Raw genomic sequence first — 25,640 nt, 5'->3', positions numbered from 1 at the left:
TAAAAATTAAATAATAGCCATTTGGGCGAGCCTCTATAAAGCCTAAAGGCCGCCCATGCTAAGAAATGATGGTTAAAACACTTTATGGTGTGCCTGGCGGGGTTCCAATAGCATATTTCATTGGAGCGTCATAAGTTGTCTCTGCAACTGGCGAAACGCGCCAAATCGTATTGCCCACATCATCTGCAACTAACACGGCACCTGAGAAATCAATTGCCACACCCACGGGACGACCATACGCTTTGCCTTTATCACTGAGGAATCCAGTCAAAATATCTTGCGGCGGACCAGAAGGTTGACCACTTCTAAATGGTACAAAAATGACTTTATAACCACTGTGAGGCTTACGGTTCCAAGAACCATGCTGACCGATCAATGCACCTCCTCTAAATTGCGGCATGAGTTCTGCTGCATAAAATGTTAGACCTAAAGAAGCCGTATGGTTGCCTAGTGCATAGTCTGGTTTAATTGCACGGGCAACCATTGCTGGATTTTGTGGTTTAACTCGTACATCAACATGTTGACCATAGTAGCTGTAAGGCCAGCCATAAAAAGCTCCATCTTGAACTGACGTCATATAGTCGGGTACTAGGTCACTCCCAATTTCATCGCGCTCATTAACCACCGTCCAGAGTTTTCCACTTTGAGGTTGCCAAGCCATACCATTTGGATTACGTAAGCCCGTTGCAAATGGGCGTGACTGACCACTTGCGATGTCAAACTCCGTAATTTGTGCACGGCCTTTTTCTTGATCTAAACCATTTTCAGCAACGTTACTGTTAGAACCAACGGTAATGTACAACTTGGTACCAGCTGGGTTAGCAATCACATTTTTGGTCCAATGGTGATTTAAAGGGCCACCCGGTAAGTCCAACACTTTGGTTCCACTGGCCGTAATTTGAGTTTCACCTTCTTGATAAGGAAAACGCACCAGTGCATCTGTATTAGCGATATATAAGTTATTACCGACCAATGCCATACCAAATGGAGAATTTAAGTTTTGAAGAAATACTGTTTTCTGGTCAGCGACGCCATCCCCATTGGTGTCACGAAGTAAGCTAATACGGTTTGCACTTGGATGAGATGAGCCTGCACGTCTCATCACAAAAGACATAATTTTACCTTTAATCCCTTTGCTGTCTTCTGGTTTAGGCGGGGCATCCGTTTCAGCAACCAATACATCGCCATTTGGTAATACATAAAGCCAACGTGGGTGTTCAAGTCCTTTGGCAAATGCTTTGACCTTTAAACCTTCTGCTGGTTTTGGCATTACCCCACTCGGCCAGCCTTCTGCTGGAGCTATATTAACAGTTGGTAATAGGCTTGATTTAGGTTCAGGAAGTTTTGGGTCTGGCCCATAACTGTCGGTAATTGGATATTGAGAGGATGAAGCGCATCCAGCTAATGTAATTAAAACCGTAGTGCCCAAAATTGGCAGTAAAAAACGTGTCGTCATGGGTTATCTCCATTTATTTTTTGTCGTCATGGAAATAGCGTAATTTATGTTTGCAATTAAACAAGCAACTTTAATGGAGTCTTTTGTTTATGGCTTGAAAAAAACGTTCTTTATCTTTTGGTGAAATCATCACTGAAGTAATTTCTCCATTTTTCATATAATAAATTTTGAGTCGATCTAATGAGAGTGCTGGAGATGAAAGTGGATTATGAGTAGGCTCTATTTGGGTAATATCATCAATATTAATTTTCCATCGGAATACCAAACTCTTAATCATTAAAGTGTTGTTTTCTATCACATAATAAGTATTAAAGATGGGAAGCCAAATAAGAAAAATGATTAAACTATAAATGACGAGATGTGGAAAATTTGAAGCTAAAGAATAATGATGATTTGCTTCATAAATCTTCATAAGGATATTGGCAGTGATAACAACAAATATTAATAAAAGCCACCAATCAATTTTTGATCTAAATTTCAAAAGTTATCCTCCACGTCTAAATCTCATTTATAACGAGTATTTCTATATATTTTTTATAAAATAATTGAACTAAAAATTAGCTTTAAATGTTAATGATACAAAATCTCGATCATCTATCGTGCTAAATTCATTAGAACCAAAAAAGTTATTATAGGCAATCTCTGTTGTATATTTTTGCTGATAAGTCATAGATAACGCTGCACTTACACTCATTTGCCCTTCTTGAAAGTTTTGGCTATATCCATAAACATCATGTCTAAAACTAAGACTTGGCGTAATCACTGTAGAGGGTAAAATATCTTGATAATTTAATGCGCCACGTAATCGGTAGCCAAATGACCATTCATTAAAAAATCCGTTTTTATTACAAAAGCGTTCATTTAAATTGTCTATTTCTGCATTTGTAAGATGAGCTGTACCATACGGCGTACATTTAAACTCACCTGTTTCAGGATTATAAGCCCCTGTTGAAAGCTCACTACGGCCAAATGCGCCTGTCCGGCCAATCCGATGATTACCAATATCTGCAATATGGTTTAAGGCAAACTCTGTAGACCATGTCAGCGAATTTGCGCCCCAAATATTGAATATGCTGTCAGTTGCACCAACCGAAAATTGTGTTACGGGTAAGCGTACATATCCTTGAATATATTGACCTAATTCAACAGTTTTTCCCGGCGGCGTAAATGGTGTTCCTTCCGATAGCACTTGAGCATAGACAATGTCTGTACCGTTTAGTTGTAAAGGTTGATTAGGTTTGTGAGTTAACTCACTAAAAACAGTTGTTGTTCCTACTTTCCCAGTCAAACTTAATCCAAACATTTTGATATTTTCAGGATAGATAGAAAAATAACTCGCGGTATTAAAATGTTCAGGTCCCGATGCCGTTACAGCGGTTCCATCAAAGTTTGCATTACGGCTATGGTAGTTCGCATAGTAAATACCTAACTCAGCATTATTTAAACTTGGTAATGTCTGTTTTAAAGCAATACCATATTGGCCGTTATCCTTTGCTTTTCTACTTTCTGCACGTGGAATATAGGTACGTAAACGAATTGCGGTATCCGATAATTTATCTCCCCCTCCAGCAATCAGAACTGGACCTGCATTTTCGGGCACAAAGTCTGAAATCTCAAAGAAAGTTCCGTTACCATCAACAACTGAAGGTCTAAATTTAAATTGATAGAACCCTTCTATTTTCAAATTTTTATTAATGCTTGTGTCGAACGAAAACATTTCGGTTGGAATGATTCTTTCTTTTGCATCACCACCCGGTCGGTTAATTTCAGCAAAATCAAAGGCACTCACCGAATTTAAACCGTTTTGAAAAAACTGAGATTTCCCCCAATTTAAAGTCTGTTTGCCTAATTTTAAATTGATGCTTTTTCCACCATCTAATTCAAAATCTTTCCATATATAGGCATTCCATAAATCGATACCTTTAAACTTTGCGAGCCTTGGCCACGCTGAATCATTAAAGGGTTTAAAGTCTCCTTGTCCTGTCTCATAGGCATGGTCATACCAGTATTTAGTGCTAATGACCGCACCTTGTTGTTTTCCATTTAGCTTAACTTCAGTTATGCCTCTAATAATCTGTGAAATGGCATCATATTTACTAAAATTCATACGCCCATCATCACCATTCACATCAATGCTAGCGCCTTGTTTCCCTATTTTGTTTGCGTCAGGCCGATAAAGTAATGAAACAGATGGATCTTGGGTACTCCAACTGGCACCTAGGCTTAATGTCGTTTTTGTCTCGAACTTCCAGTCTTTATCAATATCAAAACTGGCTGCGTTCGCTTTAAACATGAATAAAATTAGGCTTAATGAAACACCTATTTTTTGAATATATAAAACGTGATTATTTCTTTGATTTAAATAGACGTAATGACCCATCATATTATCTCCCTATAAATATGATTTTTTTATTTATTGCTTATTACTCAAAGCCATCCATTGGCTTTTAAATGGTTTACATAAGCAGGTATTTTTTGTACTAGGCAGGTTGTTCGACCTGATCTAACTGTTGAATGAATTGTTCAGCTAAAGGCCAATAGCCAAAGCCAGATGCAGGGTTTAAATGTCCTACTTCACCTAAATTTACGAGTTGACTACCCCACTTTTCTGCCATTTCACTTACAGCTTCATAACGAGCTAAATGGTCATTGGTGCTTGCAACCAAAATGCTGGGGAAAGGTAGTGTTTGATCTAGTAAAGGACTCCATCCTTCTTGATGAAGTAAAGTTGGGCTTGGATAATTTTCTGGCCAGCTTTCGTTTAAGTCAGGGGGAGCCACAAGTAGAGCTCCTTGAATTGGTCTTTGATATTTTGCAGCCCAGTGTGTTGTCATCAGCACACCTGCGCTGTGTGCAACCAAAATGACAGGCCCTTGTATTTGTTCGAGTTGTGCCTGAATAGCAGCAACTCTATTTTCACAATTGAGTTTATTGGTTTGCACAGGGGGTACAGAGCGAACCTTTGCTAGCTTTGTTTCTAAGATCGTTTGCCAATGCTCGGGAACATGATCGCGTAACCCCGGAATAATTAAAATTGTTGCTTTGGTTTGTATTTTTTCCATTTCGACGCCTGTGAATTTTGCCATCTAGGATGCATAAGAATTTTTATAAAACTCCATTCACAATAAAGGCTCATTTCAGTGAATGGTGTACATAAGGCGTCACGCACTTTTCATTTGACGACACATCTTTTTAAAATTTCGTAAATTAATTACAATAGTTTTTGTAATTACAAGTGAATTAAAAGAACAGGTTTAAAATTGATTCGACATCACGATTAGGCTCTTAAATAAAAGCTTTTGTAATGTAGATATTTTAGTTATAACTAGATATGAGCTGTAAGGAATATGGCTGATTAAGAACAGGAGATAATAAAATGGTGCCTCTTGCGCATACCGCCTCTTTAAAAAATTATTTGGCAGTTGCTCAGCAATTAGATATAAATCCCTACCATTTATTATCACGTGTTGGGCTTAGCCAAACTCAATTGAATGATCTTAAGCAACGTATTCCTGTAGATAAGGCCATTACCTTGCTTGAAGACTCAGCCCAGATGAGTAATTGTGATGTTTTCGGATTACATATGGCAGAGCAACGCGAAATCGCGGATTTTGGTGAACTGAGCTTATTATTAAGTTACCAATATACCTTGAGAGAAGCGCTGCAAACGATTGTTCGTTATAGGAATTTACTCAATAACTCACTTGAAATATATATAGAAGAAATTGATGATACGGTTGTTATTCGAGAAGAAGTTATAACCACAACTTGCGGGTATAGTCGCCAAGCGACGGAACTTGCTTTAGGAATCACCCATCGTTTTTGCGCAGCACTCATGATGCAAAAATGGCGACCGTTAAGTGTACATTTCACTCATAACCCACCTAGTGATTTAACTTTGCATCGGCGGATTTTTGGCTGTGCGCTCGAGTTTGGTAGTGACTTTAATGGCATTGTTTGTACTACTGCTGAACTAGATACAACAAACCCTCAAGCAAATTTGGCGATGGCCAACCATGCACAGCGTTATTTAGATATTTTGCAGAATAGTAATGAATCGACCATGATTTTTGATATTCGTAAAAGTATTTATCTTCTTTTGCCAATGGGCCGCGCTACGATTGATCAAGTCGCTCAAACACACGGTATTCACGTACGGACTTTACAACGTCGATTAGAAGAAGCTCAGACGAGTTTTAGTGATTTAATGAATGAAGTACGCAAAGATCTCGTATTTCGTTATTTAAAAAATCTAAATTATTCACTTGCTCAAGTGTCTGATATTTTAGGTTACTCAATGCCGAGTTCTTTTACTCGTTGGTTCATTAGCCAATTTGGTATGTCACCAAATATGTGGCGTAGTCACAATAAAGCCCTGCTCAATTAATTCCTCTTTATTTGAAGCGAAATGAAGTCATTTAAAATGTAAGGAAGCTGGAGAACTGCTCCAGAACTTCCTTAAAAATCTAATTTTTAAAATTAAAACCACAAGCGCATAAGCCCAAGAACCAATACCACTAAAAATATGCTTTCGCCGATCATTAAAAGAATCGGTTTAATGCCGACCGATGCTAATTCTTTTAACTGAGTTTTCATACCTAAAGCACTTATTGCGATGACTAAAAACCAGCGTGATAAATCATTGATTCCATTTTGAACCATCGCTGGTACCCATCCTGTACTGTTAATACAAGCGAGTATTAAAAAGCCAACAGCAAACCAAGGCAGTAATGGCGGTCGTTCCCCCGTTGAATCTGCACCTTGCATACGGGTAATCATAGCCGCACAAACAATTACTGGAAGCAACATTGCCACACGCATGAGTTTAACTACAGTCGCCGTATCCCCCGTTTGAGTAGACATGCTATAACCAGCGCCGACCACTTGCGCCACATCGTGAATCGTAGCACCAAGAAACACACCAGCCGCTTGTGGCGATAACTCTAGCCACTTCGCAATCATCGGGTAGACAATCATTGCAAATGTTGAAAGTGCCGACACGCCAATCACGGTAAACAAAGTCGCTTTTTCTTTTTGCGGATGATTTGGAAAAGCAGCGGATAGTGCCAGTGCGGCTGAGGCACCGCAGATTGCCGTTGATCCACCAGTCAACATGCCAAATAGTTTTTGGAAACCTAAAATCTTAGCAGCAATGACAGAAACGGCGATTGTGACAATAACCAGAGTAACGACTAACGCAACAGGCTGCCAACCTAGTGCAGTAATTTGCCCCAAAGTTATACGCATTCCGAGTAAGGCAATACCCATCCGAAGCACACTACGTGCGGTAAACTCGATACCTACCTTGCATTTACTTTCAGCTGCTAAAAAATTCACGCTCATGCCGAGCAGTAGTGCAAATAGCATGACTGGCGCACCATAGTGCTCTGATAAAAAACAGGCAGCCGCAGCAACGACCGAACTGACCACAAAGCCTGGTGCTAATTCTCTTGTACGCTGGGAAAAATTTTTCAAAACTAAACTACTCATGATTTTCCCCACAACCCATCACAATAAATACCTTGTCCTCGGCCACTTCTACGGGATAAGTTGCAACTTTAAGATGAGCAGAATTAACCAAACAGCCATTTGTTAAATCAAAGCGTAGACCATGCGCACAGCACTGAATCACTCGTCCTTCTAGACGTCCACTAAACAGTGATGCCCCCTGATGAGGACAGCTGTCATCGATTGCATAAAATTGAGTCGCAACGTTAAATAGTGCGAGAGTTTTATCTCCAACTTTTAAAAAAGCCCGCTCACCTGAATTCGGTATTTTCTCAAAAGGCACTTCAAATCGGTTGGTCATATCAACTCTCCTTGCCCCAAAAGTGCTTCATGCATCGCTTGATAAAGTGCATCTGCTGACTGTGCGCCCACCAAGGCTGAAGCCCGATCAAAAATAAAGTAAGGCACGCCATTACCTCCTGTACTTGCAGAGATAAAATCTTGATGATCTTGAATAAGTAAATCTTTGATAAGCTCAGGTGAAAAACCACAACGTTTCGCTATTTTGTATAAAGTGGTGGTATTTCCGATGTCTAACCCATCATAAAAATAGGCAGAAAAGAGTTGTTCTAACAACGCATTGCACTGCTCAGGAGTCCCTATTTTTAAAGCTTTATCAAATAAGCGATGAGCTTTGGCCGTATTTGGCATCCGTTTAATTTGTTCAAAATCGATCTTAAGCCCCACTTTATTAGCGGCTTTATTGACCTGCTCTTGTCTCATACGAACTGCTGTCAAGCTACCTAACCGTTTCAAATAAAACGTTTGAAACGGTACACCTTCAACAGCTAAATCAGGTATGAGCTGAACACCTCGCCAATGCACAACAACTTTGACTCTGGGGTGAAGCTGATAAAATCTATTTATAGCGATCAGTAACTGACGTTTTCCGATCAAACACCAAGGACAAATAAAGTCAAAAAATACATCAATGTGTAATTGCCGAATCATCATTTGTTATTCATCCCGCATTTTTGTATTTGGTTATCTGAATGATTTTTAAGCTCAGTTATTCCTTGCTGCTCAAAGCGTGCAATATCTTTGTGATAATGGCGTTTGGCATAAAAAAATACGGCTGCTGCTGCAATACTGACCAATGGCATGAGTTGAAATGCGCTGTGCAAACCAATCACATCAGATACTTTGCCAACGACTAAAGGACCAAGCGCTAAACCAAGAAAATTGTTAGCTAAGGTGAGTGTTGCAAATGCAGAACCATGAACTGAGTTATGTGTGAGATTGGCGACCATGGCACTAGATGGCCCATTGGTTCCTAGGGCAATAAACATTCCGAGGCAGATGAGAAGTAACTGGTTACGTCCCGCAGGCACAGCAAAAGCAATGAATAAAAGAACACAACCGAGCAAGCAGTATGTAATCGCTAAACTGACCTTACGATCTGGACGGTTACGGCCCAAATAATCACACAACATGCCGCATAGAATTGTGCCTACTGCACTACATAGCAAAATGACCGCTGCCATCACACCTGCCTTGTCGGTACTCATGCCGTAATAGCGATTGAGATAACTCGGCATCCAGACAATCACTGTGCCACCAACAAATAATTGCAGACCACTACCAATGTAAGTGGCAATGACTGAACGACTTGAATATAAAGTTTTTAAAGGGCTTTTAATGTGCTGGGTTTTACTACGAATTTTATTTTGAGGTGTTGCGTTTATTCTGTTTTCTTTCACTAAAATTGGATATAGAAAAGCCAAAATAAGACCAAATAAAGCAATTCCTCCAAATGCCCAACGCCAACCGAAATGCTGTGCGAGTACACCACCTAAAGCCACACCCAAAAACGAGCCAAATACACCACCCGCCATAAAAGCACTGGCAAGTGTTGCACGCATTTCTCTTGGGAAAACAGCCACAACCACCGCGATTCCCACACTGCCATAAGCAGCTTCACCCACACCAACCATAAAACGAGCAATAAACATTTGCTCATAATTTTCAGCCAGTGCACATCCTAAAGTCGCCAAACTCCATAAAGCCGCCATAATGGCCAAGCTTTTAACTCTTCCAAAACGGTCTGCCATTAAAGACAAAGGCAGAGTCAATAAACCCACCATTAACGCGACAATGCCACTGAGCAAACCTAACTGACTATCGCTGAGTAACCACTCATTTTTAAGTAAAGGAAAGACTGCGTTTAAGACTTGTCGAGACATGTAATCTGAAATGAGCAAACCAAATGTCAAAGCAAAAACAAGCCATGCGTAACGACGAGGTATACTGATTGACGTATCAACATCGCTCATCTGATCTGAATACTGATGTGCATTCATACGACCTCCTTGTATTTTTTATAATTTCTATTTAGCTAGTGCAGCAACGCACTTTTAAAAACAAAGCGAATAAGCTGCACTACATTTGAGGTCTAAATTCCGTTAGACCCTGTCACATTAGTTACGCTGCGGCACGCCTTTTTGCCCTGCTTTACGGTTGGGTGCCATACCATTTGCGATTAGGGTTTCTTCAATACTGTTGTATTGCACCCCAATACGATAAATTTCACGGGCTTCTTTTCCTGAGGCAATTTCACGGCCTAGTTCATGGGCAATCCGAACGGTTTGCTTAATTTGCTCTACAGATGAAAAACGGCGTCCGTGATGATCAATGATCGTGTCTTCATTACCTACACGAGCATGTAAACCCATTGCCATCGACATAGTGTTAAAAGGCAATACATTTTTGAGTAGAGACTCAGATGTCAAAGTACATCCATCAGGTACGCGATGAATAAAATTAAAGAAATTAAATGGGTTTGGACCATCGAAACCGCCACCGATTCCAATCCAAGTTAAGTTTAACGGCCCCATATACAATCCTTTACGCACCATACGTTCTAGCGTCTCAAGCCCATGCATACCGGTTAATTGAAAGTGCGGTTGAATATTGTTTTTGCATAAGCGTTTGATGTGTTCAGTTACCCATGCAGGCCCAGCTGGCACAGTCATCTCTGCATATGCTGCCTGAGTCGCTGGATGTGCCAATGAAGTCCCTTCTAAATATTCAGGATAGAGCAATTCCATAATATTCATTTGTGTGGTGTTAATTGCTACCGTAACTTGATCGGGCTTTGGTGTAAGTTCAGCCAACATATGTCGGGTGTCATCACTTAGCCATAGAGCCGCTTCACCTTCACTCTCTGGTGCAAATGAAATCGAACCACCTACCTGAATAATCATGTCAGGCACAGCCTCACGAACACCTGCGATAAGCTCATTAAACTTTGACAAGCGTTTAGAGCCTTTGCCATCAAGCTCACGGACATGTAAATGCAGCACCGTCGCGCCTGCTTCATAGCACTCAACCGCTTTTTGTATTTGCTCATCCATGGTCACTGGAATATCTTCAGGAAAGTCTTCTGGCATCCATTCGGGACCATACGGCGCAACCGTGATTACCACTTTTTCCATATTTTCCGGGTGCAATGAGTCGTCAAAGAATTGCATGTGCATCTCCTCATATATTTTTTAGAATTTTCAATTAGATAAAATTATTAACCTATAGATTTAATAGGTTGCGTCACCAATAATGCCGGCCCGCTCCATTTTTCGGTGGCAAGGTGGATAATCCATGACTGCATAATGTTGTGTGCTGCGGTTATCCCAAATGGCAATGCTGTTAGGCTTCCAACGCCAACGCACTTGAAACTCTGGAATATACGCTTGAGAAATTAAGTAACGCAGTAGTTCAGCTGCGCCCGGATTGGCATCTTGTCCAAATCTAACGCGCTCTTTGGTGTGATAGTTACTGAAGTGGGTTGTGAACGCGTTGACGTATAAAATTTTCTCACCAGTTTCAGGATGAGTACGTACCACTGGATGCTCAGCATCGGGAAACTTTGCTTTTAAGTCCAAGCGTTTTTCAAGTGGCATAGCAGCACCAAAACTCGCCTCTATGCTGTGGTAGGCACGTAAGTCAGCAATCTTATTTTTAATATCGTCGGGTAAAGACGCATAGGCCATGACCATATTGGTCCACATAGTATCGCCACCCACTGGTGGGCATTCAACACAGTGCAACACACATCCCATCGGTGGAACCTTGCGCCAGCTTGCATCACTGTGCCAAGCATTTTCATAACGATCAACAGGACTTTCAGGATGTTTATAAATCTGCACCAAACCCGGATGATCAGGATGGCTGCCTACCGCAGGATGATCTTCGAGCTGTCCAAATTTTTCTGCAAATGCGACATGATCCTGACGGGTTAAATGCTGATCTCGTAAAAACAACACACGGTGTTTAAGTAGTTGTGTGCGAATTTCAGCAAATAATCCATCATCATAAATCGCATCAGCGAGTTTGACGCCACTGAGCTCTGCACCAATATTGCAAGTTAACTGTTCAATTTGCATAAGAAATCCCTTCAAATTACAAAGATTGATGAACCTATTGTTTTACGTGCTTCCAAATCACGATGAGCTTGTACTGCATCCTTTAGCTCATAGCGCTGATTAATTTCAATTTTGATTCGTCCATGCCGAACATGATCAAATAATTCATTTGCAAGTTCTTTCTTCTCGGTTGGATCTGCAATGTAATCTGCCAAAGCTGGACGTGTGACAAACAATGAACCTTTCACGGCAAGTAATACCGGATCAAAAGCAGGAATTGGACCAGACGCTGTTCCTACGCAGACCAACAAACCACGGCGTTTGAGAGAGTCTAATGAGCTCATGAAAGTGGCTTGGCCAACACTATCGAAAACGACATTTACACCAACGCCACCTGTTAACTCACGTACACGTTCGGCAACATTTTCATAGCTGTAGTTAATGACATGATCACAACCATGAGCTCGCGCTACGGCAGCTTTTTCTTCTGAAGATGTGGTACCGATAACAGTCAAGCCAAGTAATTTAGCCCATTGAGAAACGATCAGCCCAACACCACCAGCGGCTGCATGTAATAAAATTGAATCGCCCGCTTTAAAGTCATAAATGCGGCGCATCAGATAAGCAGCGGTCAGCCCTCTCATGGTCATGGCAGCCGCTGTTTCACAAGAAATTTCTTCGGGTAATTTAATTAAAGCATTTGCTGGAATTAGACGGTGGGTGCTATATGCACCTAAGGTATTTAAAAAACCTGTATAAGTAACTCGATCACCAACTTTAAGCTGAGTCACTCCTTCGCCTAAAGCTTCAATGACACCTGAAGCTTCGACGCCCATGCCATTAGGCATTGGAATTTGATAGGTTCCATTACGAAAATATGTATCGGCATAATTTAGACCGACTGCCACATGACGTAGGCGTACTTCTCCAGCTTTTGGATCTCCTACTTCTACATCTTCATAGCGCATTACTTCTGGCGTTCCTGTTCCATAGAAACGTATAGCTTTCGTCAACGTCATGTCCTATTCCATATTTTGGTTTTTTATTGAGTGCCTATAAAAGCAATAACCAAAATTACAACAGTTAGGATATGGGCCACTTTACATTTCACGACACAAGCTTAACGTTTAATGACAAAGGATATTCCAAATATTGCTAAAGAATACTCCCAGCAATTGCAGCAGACTTATGTAGATTGGTGCTACTAGAGTTTTTATTTTCGTTTAAGCTAAAACTGACCGCCTCTTTTGCATGAATGGTGGTCGTATCAAATAAAGGAACTGAGAATTTAAGCTCACCAATCAACATACAAATTTCAGTACAACCCAAGATAACGCCTTGGGCGCCTTCAGCTATGAGTCTTTCTACAATCGCTCTGTACTGTTGCTGTGAATTTGGGTTGATCACACCTAAACAAAGTTCTTCATAAATGATGCTATGAACTATCTTTCTATCGACTTCATTGGGAATAATTACTTCAATTCCATAATCCTGCAATCGAGCTTTATAAAAATCTTGCTCCATTGTAAAAGCTGTCCCTAACAGTGCAACTTTACCAATGTTTTGACTCAAAATTTCTTTTGCCGTTGCATCAGCAATGTGTAAGAACGGAATCGTAATTGAATCTTCAATCTGTGCAGCAACTTTATGCATGGTGTTCGTACACACCAAAATACAATCTGCTCCTGCCTTTTCTAAATTTTGTGCTTGCTCAGCTAAATATGCGCCAGCTTCTTGCCATAAACCCTTCGCTTGCAAGGCTGCTATTTCTTCAAAATCGACACTATTAATAACGACCTTAGCAGAGTGCAATTTTCCTAATTTACGATGAACCATTTTATTGATTTGCTGGTAATAAAGCGCTGTAGATTCCCAACTCATTCCGCCTAATAAACCGATTGTTTTCATTATTGAATCCTTCTATTTATGCAAAACTTATCTATATCTCTTATGGGTAAAGCGCAGCTAGAATAAAATTGCTTTATTAAATTTTTTCTAGCTTATCTTATTTATTAATTTTAAACGGTGTGACGTCCAAAGAAACGTCTAAGTTGAATAGACCTAATTGATGAAAATTCTAAAACAGAAAATGCTCTCCATTAAACCCAAATCATAAAACAAGAATTCACGCAAACTTCACGACCAGCTCTTTAATTTAATCTTATAAAGTTGGCTCGGATATAGACATGAAAATTATAACTACAGCCCTAGGGTTGATTACCTTGGTAGGTTTAACAGCGTGTAAAAGTGTGCCTAGTTACTCGGGTGACTACAGCAAAGCCGAACAAAAAATTACTGGAATAGAATTAAATGACCAACAAGCGCTAGACATTGGCAACCGTTTTGTTGCCGCATTTAATACGCTTGGTACCCCTTCTTTTGTGAATAACGCGAGTCATCTTTACGCTGATCAACTTTATATCAACGATACACTCTCGCAGTTCTCTCAGAAAAAAGATCTGATTAAGCATTTTGAAGGTATGAATGCCCGAGTGAGTAATGTCACTGTAAAACTCATTAGTGCAACTCATCACCAAGATACAGCCTACATTCATTGGTACATGACCTATGACTTTAAAATGTTAGGTCGCTCAAAAACCATGGCTTCTTATGGAATTAGTCAAATTAAGATTAATGAGCAGCAAAAAATTATTTTCCAGCAAGATTATTGGGATCCGGCGAATGGCCTTTATCGTTCTTTACCAATATTTGGAGGAGTATATAAATGGGTATTACCGTTCAAAAAAGTCGAATCTTGATATTTCTGGGAATCTTAATCGTATCTCAAGCGAATGCGGCTGAACTAAAAAAATGCAGTTCAGCTCCTTTAATGGTGACGAGCAAGAAAGTGGGAAATGTTAGTTACTTTGCTGAAGATTGCTTAAAAAATTGGCAAAGTCAAAGCATCAAAATGGACTTTAGCTATAACCGCGATATTCCCGAGTGGGCATTTAAACGCGCAGCAACCCACTTTTTGAAGAAAAATGTTAGCGGCTTTGATGCAAAATCTCCGCTTAATCATATTAATGAACTATACAGACCAATTAAGAGTGGAGATCTTTACAGTCTTTACTATCAACATGAAAATCAAAAACTAGAACTAAAATTAAACCAGAAGCTGCTCGGTTCTATAGACAATCCGAATGCAAATCAATATTTTAAAATCTGGTTTGGTAGCGAACCGTTTAATGCTAAATTAAAACAACAACTATTAAATTAATGGCTTAATAAAATCTCATGGGTAATCACTTTATCCTCATGGTTGAGGACCATTTTGAACTTGCAGCAACGGTCTGCGAATTTCTTGAAGTGCATGGTTATGTCGTCGACCATGCGCGTAATTTAGATGCTGCACGGACTTTTCTTAAATCTCAGCATTATCACCTTTTACTGCTCGACATAAATCTGCCCGATGGCTCGGGTTATGACCTATGCAACTGGTTACGTACCGAACAAGGTGTTGATATTCCAGTTCTTATGCTCACAGCAAGAGATACTTTAGATGACAAACTTAAAGGTTTTACTGCTGGCACAGATGATTATTTAGTCAAACCTTTTGATTTTAATGAATTAGTGATGCGGATTCGTGCATTAATAAAAAGAGCAGCTGGTGAAGTTACTCATCATAAAATTCAGATTCACGACTTAATTCTTGATAGCGCAACTCAAACTGTAGTTCGTGCCGGCAATAATATCGAGTTACCCCCTATTCAATTTAAACTATTAAAAATTTTGATGCGTCAGTCTCCAAAAGTGGTGACCAAGCAAGAACTGATGATGGAATTATGGGGCGACGAAGAACCTGAGAGCGATGCGTTACGCAGTCATATCTACAACTTAAGAAAAATGGTTGATAAACCTTTTGACCCAAAACTATTACACACAGTAGCAGGTGTCGGTTTAAAAATTGCTTTGGAAGATTCCGCGACTTAACTTAAATAGACCACAACAATTAAGCCCGTGGTCGGCTCCAAATCGAGTTCAGGATGAGTGGTTAAATAATATTGTCGATCAAACAATTCGACTCGCCACCCTAATTGTTTGCAAAGCTTCTGTACCAATTGCAAACCAATTCCATGGCCTTTAGCCTTTAAAGAAAGTTGTGAATCACTGAGCTCTTGCACCTTCACATCGTTTGGTAAAGAAATTCCAATTCCATTATCTGCAATAATTAGGCTGTTTTTTTGTTGAATGATGTCGATTTGTGAGCCTTGAGAATAGTTCAGCGCATTACGTAAAATATTGCTTAACACCATTTGTGTCATAGAGGGATATAACCAACGCGGCTGTTCAGAAAGATCGGGTTGAATATGAATATGTATGCCCTTACTCTCGCTGACCGCATCTAAACTTTCGACTAAATCCTTCACAATTCTAGATAAAAAATTCTTTTCAGATGGTAAGCTTTTTATTGTATTACGTGCGATTGCTAGCAAGGTATCGACTAATAACTGCATATCTTCAATTGTATTATGAAGTCGAACCAGGGCTTTATCCTCTCCATATTTCGCCTGACAAAGTTGCACATTACCCTTTAAGATTGTGAGCGGAGTGCGCAACTCATGACTCACATCTCCCGTAAATTCTCTTTCGCGTCGAATAAAATCGCTTAAAACCTGATGATATTTTTCCAAGGCTTGTTTGAGATATTCTGCTTCCATATTGCCATTGGTATTAATATCTCTAAAAGGAGAAGCTTGAGTGTCTTGATGTGCCCAATCAATATTTTCTAAAGCATTCGCTAAGCGCGTAATTGGGGAAAAATAGCGTCTTGCTCTTCGGTTTGACCACCATAAAAAACTATATAAAACAGATAAACTGAACATGAGTGGAGCAAGTCCAAATAACCAGATCAGCTTATTGACATTACTTTCGCCAAATACCAATAGAACATGCTGACCGTTATGCTCACCATAGACCGTCATCCGTTCTTTACCATCAACAAATACTCGGTGCACACCACTTTCTAAACGCATGTCTTTAAAAGGTTGAGGTGCGACCTCTGTATTCCACCGATATCCATATAAATTTTTGGTATCTGGTAAATCTGCATTTGGATTATGTTCGATGCGTAACCAATAGTGTTCCATTTCCTGCTCTAAAGCAGTTTTAAGTAAAGAGCCTTTAATCACCCAAGCACTACACGCCAACCCGACCACGATCGATAATGCAATCAGACCAATCTGCAACCAATAATATCGATTGAACATTTGGGCTAATGGATGACTCGCTTTGCCATCGTTTCGAGTTCTTATCATATCTTTATCGCCGGGATAGGCAGTAGAAATTACAATGCTCTCTTTTTAAATAAAAAGTGACCAATGACCCATTCTTGTCCTTGCTCAAAACCGAATAGCTCAGCACAAGCCATGAAGAAAATACGCCAGCGTTGCCACCAAATATTGGCATCTTTTCCATAGATTTTTTTAAACAGTGGCTTCAGTTCGACTTCTTGGTTATCCATATTCTCAAGCCAAGCATTTGCCGTTCTCATATAATGCTCACCTGACCATTGCCACTGTTGAGCCAACTCTAAATGCTCTTGAAAATGCAAAAAAGTTGAAGTCGACGGCATTAATCCGCCAGTAAAGAAATACTTGGACATCCAATCATAATCTGATTTCACTTCAAAAGGATAATGTAAAAAGCGATGGCAAAAAATATGACACCAAAGTAAGCCATCTGCCTTTAACCAGCCCTGAATTTTCTCAAAAAGACGTTGATAGTTACGAACGTGTTCAAACATTTCAACCGATACAACACGATCAAACTGGGCTTGGTCTAATTCAAGTACATTCACATCACAGGTGAGCACTTCAATATTGTTTAAACCTCTCAATTCTGCTTGCCCGAGAATATGCTTTTTCTGAGTGGCAGAATTTGAAACAGCTGTAATCTGTGAGCGTGGATAGTTTTCTGCCATCCACAAAGTTAAAGAACCCCAACCACAGCCTAATTCTAAAATGTGTTGACCATTTTTGAGTTGTGCTCTTTCACAATAAAGCTGAAGTGCGAGCTCTTCTGCCTGATCTAAAGTTGTCGTTTTAGTCGGAAAATAACAGGCACTATATTTGAGTCTTTTTCCAAGCACCGCCTGAAAAAACTCGGTCGGTAATTCATAGTGCTGCTCGTTTGCCTTGTCCGTTTCAACGGCGATTTCACTCCGTTTTAGCATATTAAGCACATCAATGTATCGCTGCGCCCCTTGTTCAGGGTCATAACGGCCTTCTTGAATTAAGCGTTTTTTGCTTAAAGCACGGATTGCAGTTCGAATTGCATGATCTGGAAGCACACCACTTTCAACAATTCTCAAAGACTGATGAACAATAAAATCCATATGCGCACCTATTTTTTGGGTTTTCGCGGAATAAACATTGATGTTTTTTGCTGATAATCACGATAATTTTGACCGCGACTTTTAATTGCTTGTTTTTCACTAAATGGAATACCCGTGACGTAATATAAAAACAGCCACATCATTAACGGATAAATCCACAATAAATATTGGCCTGCCGCTAAACCAATGATTGGATAGGCAAACCAATGTAACCATTCAAAAAAATAATTGGGGTGACGTGAATAACGCCACAAACCCTGATCCATCGTTTTGCCATGATGATCTGGATTTAATTTAAATCGGTATAGTTGCTGATCAGCGAGCTGCTCTCCAATAAAGGCAATCGCCATGATGACGGCCGCAATCACTAAAGTGACTTTATATCCACTACTCCATTCAGTTGCTTCTACATTCAGTAGCGTCCACATTGGTAAGAAGAACAAAAGCACTAAAAATGTTTGAAAGATAAAAAATAAGAAGAAGCCAAAATGCTGAAATTTTCCCATGGCTTTACGCATGCTCGCGTAACGGCCATCTTCTTTTTGTTCAGATTGATAACGTCTTAACAGATGCCAAAATAATCTTAGAAACCATAAGCCGCTAAAAATACCAATAAACAGACGCACCTCAACAGGAGCAACTGAAATGAGTAAAGAAGACACAATAATGTTTACTGCCAGACAGAAACTCCATGCAGCATCTACAATTCCAGCTCGACCATTTAGAGTGGCAAGTAGCCAGCTCAGTAACATGATCATTAAATCTAGAATCAGTAAATTCAAAAACATCAGCAGTCTCCTTACTTGAGCTGTTTGAGTTAATAACTAGCACTCTCAAACAACAAGTGAACATTGCTTATCACGCCTTCTTTAAAACCACCCTCGCAATAACATAAATAGAAATCCCACATGCGAATGAAGTTTTCATCGAAACCCAGAGCCAATACTTCTTCTCGTGCGGTTAAAAACCGTGCTCTCCAGTGATGAATTGTTTGTGCGTAACTTAAACCGATATCATTTAAATGCTTTAGCCTTAAACCACTCTCAGAGGCAGTTTGAGTCAATACACTTATGCTAGGAATAAAGCTACCTGGGAAAATATAGCGCTTAATATAATCAACTGTATTTAATGCTTTTTTATATCGAAAATCTTCAATGGTTATGGCCTGAATAAATGCTAGACCTTTTGGTTTTAATAGCGCTTTACACTGATCAAAGTATGTCGATAAATATTGCGCACCAACGGCCTCAACCATTTCAATTGAAACCAGCTTATCGAACTTGCCTTCGAGCAAACGGTAGTCTTTGAGTTGCACATCAATTCGATGTGCTAAGCCTGCGTCATTTACACGAGTAATCGCTTCATCATATTGAGCTTGTGAAATGGTAATGGTGGTCACTCTACAGCCGTAATGTTGAGCCGCATAAATTGCAAAACCGCCCCAACCGCTTCCGATTTCAACCAAATGATCCATTGGTTTTAAATCTAGTTTTTTACAAATGAGCTCTTTTTTTAAATCAGATGCGTCTTCGAGTGTCATATTTTCATTTTCAAAAAATGCACTCGAATACATTAAAGAAGGATCTAAAAATAATTTAAAAAAATCATTGCTTAAGTCGTAATGCTCGGCAATATTTTTACGGCTACCGCTTAAAGAATTCTTTCTATTTTTATACCAAGCTTTAAGAAAAAGCTGGCTCGCCTGTGCAATAACATTCTGGTTGAACTGGTCTAATACATCTCGATTACGTGCCAATATCTGAACCAATTCTACTAGTTGTTCACTGCTCCAATCCCCACGGATATAGCCTTCCGCTGCCCCTAAAACTCCATTTTTTAAAATCAGATCCATCAACAAAGGATTGCGAACTTCAATCACAGCATGTAAGTCTGAAACCTCGCCAACCGTACCACTCCACGCGCCCTGAAAAGTAATCTGTCCATGACGTAGCTTAAGAAGACTCTTGAGTAACAATGGTAGTGACTCATCTTCACCATAAAGAAATGTTTTTATCATGTCTTATCTACCTTGATCTTTTTAGGATGGCGATAAAATGGAACTTTTTTTCGCCACAACTTAAATGCCTCTAAATATATTGAAAACAACATTTTAAAAGGCGCTAGGCTGTTTATAAGAGCATATCGATATTGCTGTGAAGGAAATGTGATGGGCACAAGTTCAAAGCACATAGTGGCATCAAAGAGTTGTTTTTGTTCTTCAAAGAGCTGCATATGAATGACATTTTGCTGATCTGAAAAACTAAACCGCCAGTGGTAAGTCAACTGCATAGGCATGAACGGCGAAACATGAAATGATTTTTCAAAATGAAAATCAAAACTCTGATAATCACCCATATTTCTTTGTTGTTTTGAGCAGTCGTGTATATAAACTTTTCGTTCATTCCACGGGGTATTGGTAATTTCACTGACAATAAATACGGGTTTTCCAGTTTTATTTAAAACAAAATAAAATACGACCGAATTAAACCTAAAACCCAAACTACGAGGCAAAGCCAAGACTCTGATTTGCCAGTCTGGCCGAAGATGTGAGTTGTTATTTTGCAGTATCGCTTTCTCGACTCGATCCTTTATAGAACCGCGATACATGTTTAAAAAATCATTTTTAGATAGTGTTAGTACATTCCAATGATCGGTCGACCAAAGTGAGCAATCTTTTGTAATATCATCTAATTGGTCTGGATCGAACCATAAATAATTTAAGGTCGATGTGAATTGATGCGGTTTCGGGCTATAGCGTCTGTGACGAATAAGTGCAGGAGCGATAGCAAGTTTATTTAATAACATTTGAAAGCTCCTTACCTATTTTTATAACGCTAAGAGTTGCTCTACAACACGTGCTGCACTGCGGGCACCATCTTCATGAAACCCCCAGCCCCAATACGCTCCACAAAACGAAGTCCGATTTTGTCCATTAATTTCTTGCCAACGAGATTGAGCTTTAATCGCTTTTGTATCAAACACAGGATGACGATATTTACGCTCAACCAAGATGTCTTCAGCTTTAATTTTCATATTCGGATTTAACGTAGAAAAAATCTGAGTAGCGCAGGATAAATTCTGCAAATTATTCATCCAGTAGGTAAAACCATAATGTATGTCGGATACTTCGTTTTGAACTTGAGATGCAGGAGTTACATGTACATGCCAGCTTGCCCACTGCAAACGGCTTTTAGGCATAATTGAAAGATCACGGTGAACCACCATTCGATTATCTTGATAACCAAATTGGCTTAAGATTTCCCTTTCAAGCTCTGATGCATCTTTAATTAAACTTAGGCTATCGTCAGCGTGGCTTGCAAAAATTACCCAGTCGTATTGGGCTTGTCCTTCTGAAGTTTCGATCAAAACTGTTTCTAGTGAACGGCTCACAGCTTTTACTTCTGCAAACTTCCACTCAATGGATGGGAAATTCTTTTGAATAGCACGAATGTAACTTGCTGAACCGTGTTTAATCGTTTGCCATTGCGGCCGCTCTTTTAGCTGTAACATGCGGTGATGCTGAAAAAAGCTCACCACAAATCGATATGGAATTTGGCCTACCTGCTCAACCGGAGCTGACCATAAGGCACCGCACATCGGATAAAGATGTTCATAACGGAACTCATGACTATATTTGTGAAGGTCTAAATACTCTTCAATCGATAAATTAGGATCAATATCCGCCACATCTATATCTTTATTGTCATCATAAAAACGCAGCAAATCTGAGAGCATTTGCAGGAATTTACGGTTTAAAAAGTTCTGCGGACGGGCAAAGAGTGACCATTTTTTTGAAGGATTATATTGAAGTCCACTCACCAAATTATTTACTGAAAAACTCATATCGCTACTTTGAGTTTCTACACCTAATTTTTTAAGCATGTTGGTAAATAACGGATAGTTATAGTCATTAAACACAATAAAACCACTATCTACCGCGACTTTAGTGCCTTCTATCTCTAGCTCGTGAGTGTCAGTATGACCGCCAAAATAGTTATTTTTTTCATACACAGTGACCTGATGTTGTTCTGACAATCTCCAAGCTGCGTAAAGTCCAGATATACCTGAACCAATAATGGCAATTTTCATAACACTTCACCGTTTTCAATTTTCTCTAGCGATAAGTCTTTAATCTTTTTATATTGATAAACCTTGTTTGGTACTGGCTTTAGTCCCCACACCAAACCAAATAGAGACATCAGCTTGAGCACATAAAAAGTGATATCAATCTGCCACCAATAAAAGCCTTGACGCACACTGCCCGCGTAAAAGTGATGGTTGTTGTGCCATCCTTCACCCAAGGTAATTAAAGAAAGTAGGAAGTTATTACGGCTATCATCTGGGGTATTAAACTCACGTGACCCATAACGATGAGCGAGTGAATTAATACACAAGGTTGCATGTGTTAATAGAACAGTGGAAATCACAAATCCCCACACTAAAAGCTGTAAACCATTCGTGCCCAACTCAGGAAAATGTTGTGCAAGCCACGAACCTAAACCATAAATTGCTAAGGCCGTCAAAATCACAATAGGCAAACTAAATCGGTCTAGCCAAATCAACTCAGGATATTTCAACCAGTCTTTAATGACTTTTTTTCGAGTAGCAAAATTCTGCTCATTTAAAAACCAGCCTACATGGGAATACCAAAAGCCTGCTTTCGATGAATGCGGGTCTTGATCAGTGTCGGTAAAATGATGGTGATAACGGTGATGTGCTGCCCACCATAACGGCCCGCGCTGCGCACTCATCGTCCCGATCAGTACAAAAATGAATTGAACAATACGTGATGTCTGAAAAGTTTTATGCGAAAGATAGCGGTGAAAAAAAGCAGTAATTGCAAACATGCGAAGAAAATAAAATCCAAGCATGAAAACAACCGCGAACCAAGATACGCCCACCCAAAATGCTGCTAAACAAGCGATATGTAATAAAATAAAAGGAATAATTCTTAACCATTGAATTTTCTTTTCAATGACATATTCGCTAGAAGCACCCACTTGCGCATTTTCTGAATCTGACCAGCTATCGATCCAGCGCAGAAAAAATTTAGACATTGATTCTTCCTGATCTAAAGCATTTCTTTTGGTTCTAATTTAGAAAATGCGCAATGAATTTTATGTGAAGTTCACTCAGTTACGAGATAAATATGAGCATCTACGCAACCAGCACTTCGCTATTTAGAATGTGTTGTCTTAACGAGTTTAGAAACGTCGTAGCCATAGCTCTTTGCGGTTTGCAGATAAGATTGATATGTCGCCTCATCAATTTGAGGACTACGAGAAAGAATCCATAAATATTTCTGGCTTGGGCCACCCACTAAAGCGACCTGATAATTTGGGTCAACTCTTAAAACCCAATAATCGCCTTTTGTAAAAGGAATCCATCTTAGTCCAGAAGGTAGAAAGCTCACCTTCAATTTACTGTTGCCTTCATTTTGCGAATAAGCAACGCCTTCAGATGAGATCGTTTCTCCATTTTTATTCGTACAGCTATTTAAAACACCAACGGTTTTGTCCGCGTTAATAGAATAGTTTGCAGTTGTATTGGCTACACAATTACGCTGAAAAAACATGGGTAAATGCGCAATTTCATACCACTTACCCGCGTATTTATTAATATCGATAGAATCAACAGCGACAGGTTTAGTATTTGTGTCGGCAAAGGTGCTCAAAGGAAGCATTAAGCTGACCGCTGTAAGACTGCTGCTCATGACCAGTGACTTAAATAATAATTTCATGACTACCCTCTTCTGTTTATTTCATATGATTAAACATACGTCAGAGGGCTGTGAACAAAGTGTGAATTTTAAAAATTAAGGAACATTAATAAGGATTTAATTGTATTCCTTTGCAGCATCTGCAATTGGAAAAGCAAGCTCAAAGCACACACCTTCGACTGTGTTATAAACTCGATAGAGGCCATGATGTAGATCCATAATTGAAGCAACAATCGATAAACCTAGTCCACCTGTCTGGTTCTCATCGCTTCGGCTTGAATGGCATTGGTAAAATCTTTCAAAAAGATGCTCAAGTTGATGATCCGCAATTGAAACACCAGCCGTTACCACAGTCAGACTGACCCATTGCCTATGCTCAATCATTTTATATTTGGTTGCGATATAAATAGTCCGCTTGTCACCACCGTGAACCAGCGCATTTAAAATCAGGTTATAAACAGCTCTTTGAAATAACTCAGGATCTGCAAATAACGTTTGAGCTTCTAAGTTAAAACTAAAATGACACTTTTGTTCTTCAGCTTGATATTCAAAAATCTGGCATAGGCCATCTATAACGTCTTGGACGTTTATTTCCTGTTTGTTTACAAGCACCATTTTCTGATCGGCTCTTGCCAAGAAAAGCATACTATCAATCATGCGTTTTAATCTGTGGTAATCGTCTAAATGAGAAACCAGCAAATCTTCATATTGCTCAACCGAACGTTCACCAGTTAAAGCAATCTCGGTTTGCCCAATCAAATTATTTAAAGGCGTACGGAACTCATGAGCGATATCTTCAGAAAAACGGTTGAGCTGCGTATAGCCCTTTTCAATACGCTCAAGCATATGGTTTATATCTTTGGAAAGTAGCTCAACTTCTAAAGGTGAATTTGGGAGGTTTAATCGTTTTTGTAGCTGATTTACGTTAATAGAGTGAGTCTGTTTGCGAAGCTGTTGCAGCGATCTTAAACCTAAATGACACGCTAGAATACAAAGCACAAAGATTGCAAACACGCCCCCGACCACATACATCAAAAGACTTTCTTGAAAAGGTAAAAGAATATTAATGCGTTCCGACCATTGTTTACCTGCAATCAGTAGATAAGGCTCGTTATTAATTTTTATGGTTTTCCAAGCAATGCGCGTTGGATATGAGTTGTTGGCTAAATCTTGAAATTGAAGATCCGTGCGCTGTGCAAGTTCAGGTAACTGAATATGGAGCGGATTGATATTAATTAAAGTTTTGTCTTTATGGATGAGCAGAAACAAGTTGTCTTGATTGCCAAGCATGTTTTGATACAGCTTAGGCCGCGCAATGATTTGCTCTACATTTTCGCTATCTTGCAGCAAAATTTCCAAACGGTTAATTCTGTCTGCTAAAGCTTTATCTTGCTGCTTTAATAAAATCTGATTAATGCCTAAATAGGTCATAAAGCCGACGGAACATAAAATTAAGGCAGAACAGAGCGTGACCAGTAATGTAATACGGACTTCAAGAGAACGCAGAAATGTAAAGTTCATAAGCTAACCGAAATTTTATAGCCCAAACCACGTATGGTATGAATGAGTTTTAATTCATATCCCTCATCAATTTTGCTTCGTAAACGGCGTACAGCGACATCAATAAAGTTGGTATCGGTGTCAAAGTTAATGTTCCAAACTTCGGAGCCAATTTGTCTGCGTGTCACGATTTGTTCTTTATTAAGCAACATGTAACGCAACAAATTAAATTCGGTTTTGCTCAGCTCAATTAAGTTTCCATTACGCCATACTTTATGAGCGACCACATCCACTTTTAAATCGCTAACAGACAGCTCATTTTCTTGCAAATATTGCTGTCTTCTTAACAGACTTTTAATCCGTGCCAACAGTTCAATATAGGAAAATGGTTTAGCCAAGTAATCATCTGCACCCAGCTCTAACCCTTTCACTCTATCCATCACCTGATCTTTTGCCGTTAAGAAAATCACCGGAATTTTTGAAAACTGACGTAATACTTGTAATACGCTCCAGCCGTCTATGTCCGGCAACATCACATCAAGAATAAGTAAGTCATATTGATCTCTCTTTAGCATTTCCAAACCTTGAAGCCCTAGGTGAACACACTCCGCTTGATATCCAGATTCTTTTAATCCTTTGACCAAATAAGTGGCAATCTTGATCTCGTCTTCAATAATAAGGATACGCATTTTATAGAGACTCATTTGAAAGATGACAACTTTGTAATGTGATTGTCACGCTTGAAGTTAAGCAATTTGTTTA

The 25,640-nt window shown here is 39.5% G+C and carries 26 protein-coding genes; 4 read left to right on the top strand and 22 right to left on the bottom strand.

The window, feature by feature from the left end:
* Nucleotides 1-82: 82 nt before the first annotated feature.
* The 4 genes from QLG01_RS07745 to QLG01_RS07730 form a co-directional block, all read right to left on the bottom strand.
* Nucleotides 83-1,456, bottom strand: a complete 1,374-nt coding sequence (locus QLG01_RS07745; RefSeq protein WP_282496176.1) for a sorbosone dehydrogenase family protein — start codon at nucleotides 1,454-1,456, stop codon at nucleotides 83-85.
* A gap of 70 nt (nucleotides 1,457-1,526) precedes the next feature.
* The gene (locus tag QLG01_RS07740; RefSeq protein ID WP_252059180.1) at nucleotides 1,527-1,937 is read right to left on the bottom strand and encodes a PH domain-containing protein; all 411 of its coding nucleotides are present in this window, start codon (nucleotides 1,935-1,937) and stop codon (nucleotides 1,527-1,529) included.
* A gap of 69 nt (nucleotides 1,938-2,006) precedes the next feature.
* Nucleotides 2,007-3,836, bottom strand: coding sequence for a DUF1302 domain-containing protein (locus tag QLG01_RS07735; RefSeq protein WP_282496248.1), 1,830 nt, complete (start codon nucleotides 3,834-3,836; stop codon nucleotides 2,007-2,009).
* A 100-nt stretch (nucleotides 3,837-3,936) separates the two neighbouring features.
* Nucleotides 3,937-4,542: an alpha/beta hydrolase gene (locus QLG01_RS07730; protein ID WP_282496175.1), complete on the bottom strand. Its 606-nt coding sequence runs from the start codon at nucleotides 4,540-4,542 to the stop codon at nucleotides 3,937-3,939.
* 290 nt (nucleotides 4,543-4,832) lie between these two features.
* On the opposite strand from QLG01_RS07730, the gene QLG01_RS07725 reads away from it, so the two are divergent.
* Nucleotides 4,833-5,843 carry an AraC family transcriptional regulator gene (locus tag QLG01_RS07725; protein WP_282496174.1) on the top strand — a complete coding sequence of 337 codons (1,011 nt, stop codon included), beginning with the start codon at nucleotides 4,833-4,835 and terminating at the stop codon, nucleotides 5,841-5,843.
* Nucleotides 5,844-5,935: 92 nt separating this feature from the next.
* On the opposite strand, the gene QLG01_RS07720 is transcribed toward QLG01_RS07725, so the two are convergent.
* The 8 genes from QLG01_RS07720 to QLG01_RS07685 form a co-directional block, all read right to left on the bottom strand.
* Complete coding sequence (locus QLG01_RS07720) at nucleotides 5,936-6,946, bottom strand: putative sulfate exporter family transporter (RefSeq protein ID WP_151767893.1); 1,011 nt, start codon at nucleotides 6,944-6,946, stop codon at nucleotides 5,936-5,938.
* Nucleotides 6,939-7,247, bottom strand: coding sequence for a Rieske 2Fe-2S domain-containing protein (locus QLG01_RS07715; protein ID WP_282496247.1), 309 nt, complete (start codon nucleotides 7,245-7,247; stop codon nucleotides 6,939-6,941). The genes QLG01_RS07720 and QLG01_RS07715 overlap by 8 nt, the downstream gene beginning before the upstream one ends.
* A 14-nt stretch (nucleotides 7,248-7,261) precedes the next feature.
* Nucleotides 7,262-7,918, bottom strand: coding sequence for a DsbA family oxidoreductase (locus QLG01_RS07710; protein ID WP_282496173.1), 657 nt, complete (start codon nucleotides 7,916-7,918; stop codon nucleotides 7,262-7,264).
* Complete coding sequence (locus tag QLG01_RS07705) at nucleotides 7,915-9,264, bottom strand: MFS transporter (RefSeq protein ID WP_282496172.1); 1,350 nt, start codon at nucleotides 9,262-9,264, stop codon at nucleotides 7,915-7,917. The genes QLG01_RS07710 and QLG01_RS07705 overlap by 4 nt, the downstream gene beginning before the upstream one ends.
* A gap of 117 nt (nucleotides 9,265-9,381) precedes the next feature.
* Nucleotides 9,382-10,434, bottom strand: a complete 1,053-nt coding sequence (locus tag QLG01_RS07700; RefSeq protein WP_004791385.1) for a 3-keto-5-aminohexanoate cleavage protein — start codon at nucleotides 10,432-10,434, stop codon at nucleotides 9,382-9,384.
* A gap of 60 nt (nucleotides 10,435-10,494) precedes the next feature.
* Nucleotides 10,495-11,343, bottom strand: a complete 849-nt coding sequence (locus tag QLG01_RS07695) for a TauD/TfdA family dioxygenase (protein WP_263614069.1) — start codon at nucleotides 11,341-11,343, stop codon at nucleotides 10,495-10,497.
* A gap of 11 nt (nucleotides 11,344-11,354) precedes the next feature.
* The gene (locus QLG01_RS07690) at nucleotides 11,355-12,341 is read right to left on the bottom strand and encodes a quinone oxidoreductase (protein WP_263614070.1); all 987 of its coding nucleotides are present in this window, start codon (nucleotides 12,339-12,341) and stop codon (nucleotides 11,355-11,357) included.
* Nucleotides 12,342-12,477: 136 nt separating this feature from the next.
* Nucleotides 12,478-13,230 (bottom strand): aspartate/glutamate racemase family protein, encoded by a 753-nt coding sequence (locus QLG01_RS07685; protein WP_282496171.1) that lies wholly within the window; start codon nucleotides 13,228-13,230, stop codon nucleotides 12,478-12,480.
* 278 nt (nucleotides 13,231-13,508) lie between these two features.
* On the opposite strand from QLG01_RS07685, the gene QLG01_RS07680 reads away from it, so the two are divergent.
* From QLG01_RS07680 to QLG01_RS07670, 3 genes are read left to right on the top strand one after another with little or no spacing between them, the layout of a single operon-like run.
* On the top strand, nucleotides 13,509-14,081 hold the full coding sequence (locus QLG01_RS07680; protein WP_282496170.1) for a nuclear transport factor 2 family protein: 573 nt from the start codon (nucleotides 13,509-13,511) through the stop codon (nucleotides 14,079-14,081).
* Nucleotides 14,048-14,542 (top strand): chalcone isomerase family protein, encoded by a 495-nt coding sequence (locus tag QLG01_RS07675; protein WP_282496169.1) that lies wholly within the window; start codon nucleotides 14,048-14,050, stop codon nucleotides 14,540-14,542. Before QLG01_RS07680 ends, QLG01_RS07675 begins: the two co-directional genes overlap by 34 nt.
* A 17-nt stretch (nucleotides 14,543-14,559) precedes the next feature.
* Nucleotides 14,560-15,255, top strand: coding sequence for a response regulator transcription factor (locus QLG01_RS07670; RefSeq protein WP_000526530.1), 696 nt, complete (start codon nucleotides 14,560-14,562; stop codon nucleotides 15,253-15,255).
* On the opposite strand, the gene QLG01_RS07665 is transcribed toward QLG01_RS07670, so the two are convergent.
* The 10 genes from QLG01_RS07665 to QLG01_RS07620 form a co-directional block, all read right to left on the bottom strand.
* Entirely contained in the window at nucleotides 15,252-16,580 is a 1,329-nt protein-coding gene (locus QLG01_RS07665) for a HAMP domain-containing sensor histidine kinase (protein ID WP_282496168.1), read from the bottom strand. The genes QLG01_RS07670 and QLG01_RS07665 overlap by 4 nt on opposite strands.
* A gap of 29 nt (nucleotides 16,581-16,609) precedes the next feature.
* Complete coding sequence (locus QLG01_RS07660) at nucleotides 16,610-17,659, bottom strand: cyclopropane-fatty-acyl-phospholipid synthase family protein (RefSeq protein ID WP_013197297.1); 1,050 nt, start codon at nucleotides 17,657-17,659, stop codon at nucleotides 16,610-16,612.
* Between the two features lie 8 nt (nucleotides 17,660-17,667).
* Nucleotides 17,668-18,447 (bottom strand): DUF1295 domain-containing protein, encoded by a 780-nt coding sequence (locus QLG01_RS07655; RefSeq protein WP_282496167.1) that lies wholly within the window; start codon nucleotides 18,445-18,447, stop codon nucleotides 17,668-17,670.
* Nucleotides 18,448-18,476: 29 nt separating this feature from the next.
* Entirely contained in the window at nucleotides 18,477-19,676 is a 1,200-nt protein-coding gene (locus QLG01_RS07650; RefSeq protein WP_282496166.1) for a cyclopropane-fatty-acyl-phospholipid synthase family protein, read from the bottom strand.
* The gene (locus QLG01_RS07645) at nucleotides 19,673-20,464 is read right to left on the bottom strand and encodes a DUF1365 domain-containing protein (protein WP_282496165.1); all 792 of its coding nucleotides are present in this window, start codon (nucleotides 20,462-20,464) and stop codon (nucleotides 19,673-19,675) included. Before QLG01_RS07645 ends, QLG01_RS07650 begins: the two co-directional genes overlap by 4 nt.
* Nucleotides 20,465-20,485: 21 nt before the next feature.
* Nucleotides 20,486-21,748, bottom strand: coding sequence for an FAD-dependent oxidoreductase (locus QLG01_RS07640; RefSeq protein ID WP_199942741.1), 1,263 nt, complete (start codon nucleotides 21,746-21,748; stop codon nucleotides 20,486-20,488).
* Complete coding sequence (locus QLG01_RS07635; RefSeq protein WP_151822694.1) at nucleotides 21,745-22,716, bottom strand: acyl-CoA desaturase; 972 nt, start codon at nucleotides 22,714-22,716, stop codon at nucleotides 21,745-21,747. The genes QLG01_RS07640 and QLG01_RS07635 overlap by 4 nt, the downstream gene beginning before the upstream one ends.
* A gap of 119 nt (nucleotides 22,717-22,835) precedes the next feature.
* Nucleotides 22,836-23,399, bottom strand: coding sequence for a lipocalin family protein (locus QLG01_RS07630; protein WP_282496164.1), 564 nt, complete (start codon nucleotides 23,397-23,399; stop codon nucleotides 22,836-22,838).
* 96 nt (nucleotides 23,400-23,495) lie between these two features.
* Entirely contained in the window at nucleotides 23,496-24,899 is a 1,404-nt protein-coding gene (locus QLG01_RS07625; RefSeq protein ID WP_282496163.1) for a heavy metal sensor histidine kinase, read from the bottom strand.
* A complete protein-coding gene (locus QLG01_RS07620; RefSeq protein ID WP_282496162.1) occupies nucleotides 24,896-25,567 on the bottom strand; it encodes a heavy metal response regulator transcription factor in 672 nt (223 codons plus the stop codon). The genes QLG01_RS07625 and QLG01_RS07620 overlap by 4 nt, the downstream gene beginning before the upstream one ends.
* Nucleotides 25,568-25,640 lie beyond the last annotated feature (73 nt).

This window comes from Acinetobacter sp. V89_4, assembly GCF_029967875.1.
Classification (GTDB): domain Bacteria; phylum Pseudomonadota; class Gammaproteobacteria; order Pseudomonadales; family Moraxellaceae; genus Acinetobacter; species Acinetobacter oleivorans.
This window is presented reverse-complemented; position numbering and strand designations above follow the sequence as displayed.

Bases quoted from the DNA above. Each gene is read 5' to 3' on its own strand.
- QLG01_RS07635 (WP_151822694.1), bottom strand. From the start codon at position 22,716: ATGTCTAAATTTTTTCTGCGCTGGATCGATAGCTGGTCAGATTCAGAA.
- QLG01_RS07625 (WP_282496163.1), bottom strand. From the start codon at position 24,899: ATGAACTTTACATTTCTGCGTTCTCTTGAAGTCCGTATTACATTACTG.
- QLG01_RS07660 (WP_013197297.1), bottom strand. From the start codon at position 17,659: ATGGATTTTATTGTTCATCAGTCTTTGAGAATTGTTGAAAGTGGTGTG.
- QLG01_RS07705 (WP_282496172.1), bottom strand. From the start codon at position 9,264: ATGAATGCACATCAGTATTCAGATCAGATGAGCGATGTTGATACGTCA.
- QLG01_RS07710 (WP_282496173.1), bottom strand. From the start codon at position 7,918: ATGATGATTCGGCAATTACACATTGATGTATTTTTTGACTTTATTTGT.
- QLG01_RS07650 (WP_282496166.1), bottom strand. From the start codon at position 19,676: ATGATAAAAACATTTCTTTATGGTGAAGATGAGTCACTACCATTGTTA.
- QLG01_RS07690 (WP_263614070.1), bottom strand. From the start codon at position 12,341: ATGACGTTGACGAAAGCTATACGTTTCTATGGAACAGGAACGCCAGAA.
- QLG01_RS07630 (WP_282496164.1), bottom strand. From the start codon at position 23,399: ATGAAATTATTATTTAAGTCACTGGTCATGAGCAGCAGTCTTACAGCG.
- QLG01_RS07730 (WP_282496175.1), bottom strand. From the start codon at position 4,542: ATGGCAAAATTCACAGGCGTCGAAATGGAAAAAATACAAACCAAAGCA.
- QLG01_RS07645 (WP_282496165.1), bottom strand. From the start codon at position 20,464: ATGTTATTAAATAAACTTGCTATCGCTCCTGCACTTATTCGTCACAGA.
- QLG01_RS07680 (WP_282496170.1), top strand. From the start codon at position 13,509: ATGAAAATTATAACTACAGCCCTAGGGTTGATTACCTTGGTAGGTTTA.
- QLG01_RS07665 (WP_282496168.1), bottom strand. From the start codon at position 16,580: ATGATAAGAACTCGAAACGATGGCAAAGCGAGTCATCCATTAGCCCAA.
- QLG01_RS07720 (WP_151767893.1), bottom strand. From the start codon at position 6,946: ATGAGTAGTTTAGTTTTGAAAAATTTTTCCCAGCGTACAAGAGAATTA.
- QLG01_RS07725 (WP_282496174.1), top strand. From the start codon at position 4,833: ATGGTGCCTCTTGCGCATACCGCCTCTTTAAAAAATTATTTGGCAGTT.
- QLG01_RS07620 (WP_282496162.1), bottom strand. From the start codon at position 25,567: ATGCGTATCCTTATTATTGAAGACGAGATCAAGATTGCCACTTATTTG.
- QLG01_RS07675 (WP_282496169.1), top strand. From the start codon at position 14,048: ATGGGTATTACCGTTCAAAAAAGTCGAATCTTGATATTTCTGGGAATC.
- QLG01_RS07685 (WP_282496171.1), bottom strand. From the start codon at position 13,230: ATGAAAACAATCGGTTTATTAGGCGGAATGAGTTGGGAATCTACAGCG.
- QLG01_RS07745 (WP_282496176.1), bottom strand. From the start codon at position 1,456: ATGACGACACGTTTTTTACTGCCAATTTTGGGCACTACGGTTTTAATT.
- QLG01_RS07700 (WP_004791385.1), bottom strand. From the start codon at position 10,434: ATGCAATTCTTTGACGACTCATTGCACCCGGAAAATATGGAAAAAGTG.
- QLG01_RS07735 (WP_282496248.1), bottom strand. From the start codon at position 3,836: ATGGGTCATTACGTCTATTTAAATCAAAGAAATAATCACGTTTTATAT.
- QLG01_RS07640 (WP_199942741.1), bottom strand. From the start codon at position 21,748: ATGAAAATTGCCATTATTGGTTCAGGTATATCTGGACTTTACGCAGCT.
- QLG01_RS07670 (WP_000526530.1), top strand. From the start codon at position 14,560: ATGGGTAATCACTTTATCCTCATGGTTGAGGACCATTTTGAACTTGCA.
- QLG01_RS07655 (WP_282496167.1), bottom strand. From the start codon at position 18,447: ATGTTTTTGAATTTACTGATTCTAGATTTAATGATCATGTTACTGAGC.
- QLG01_RS07695 (WP_263614069.1), bottom strand. From the start codon at position 11,343: ATGCAAATTGAACAGTTAACTTGCAATATTGGTGCAGAGCTCAGTGGC.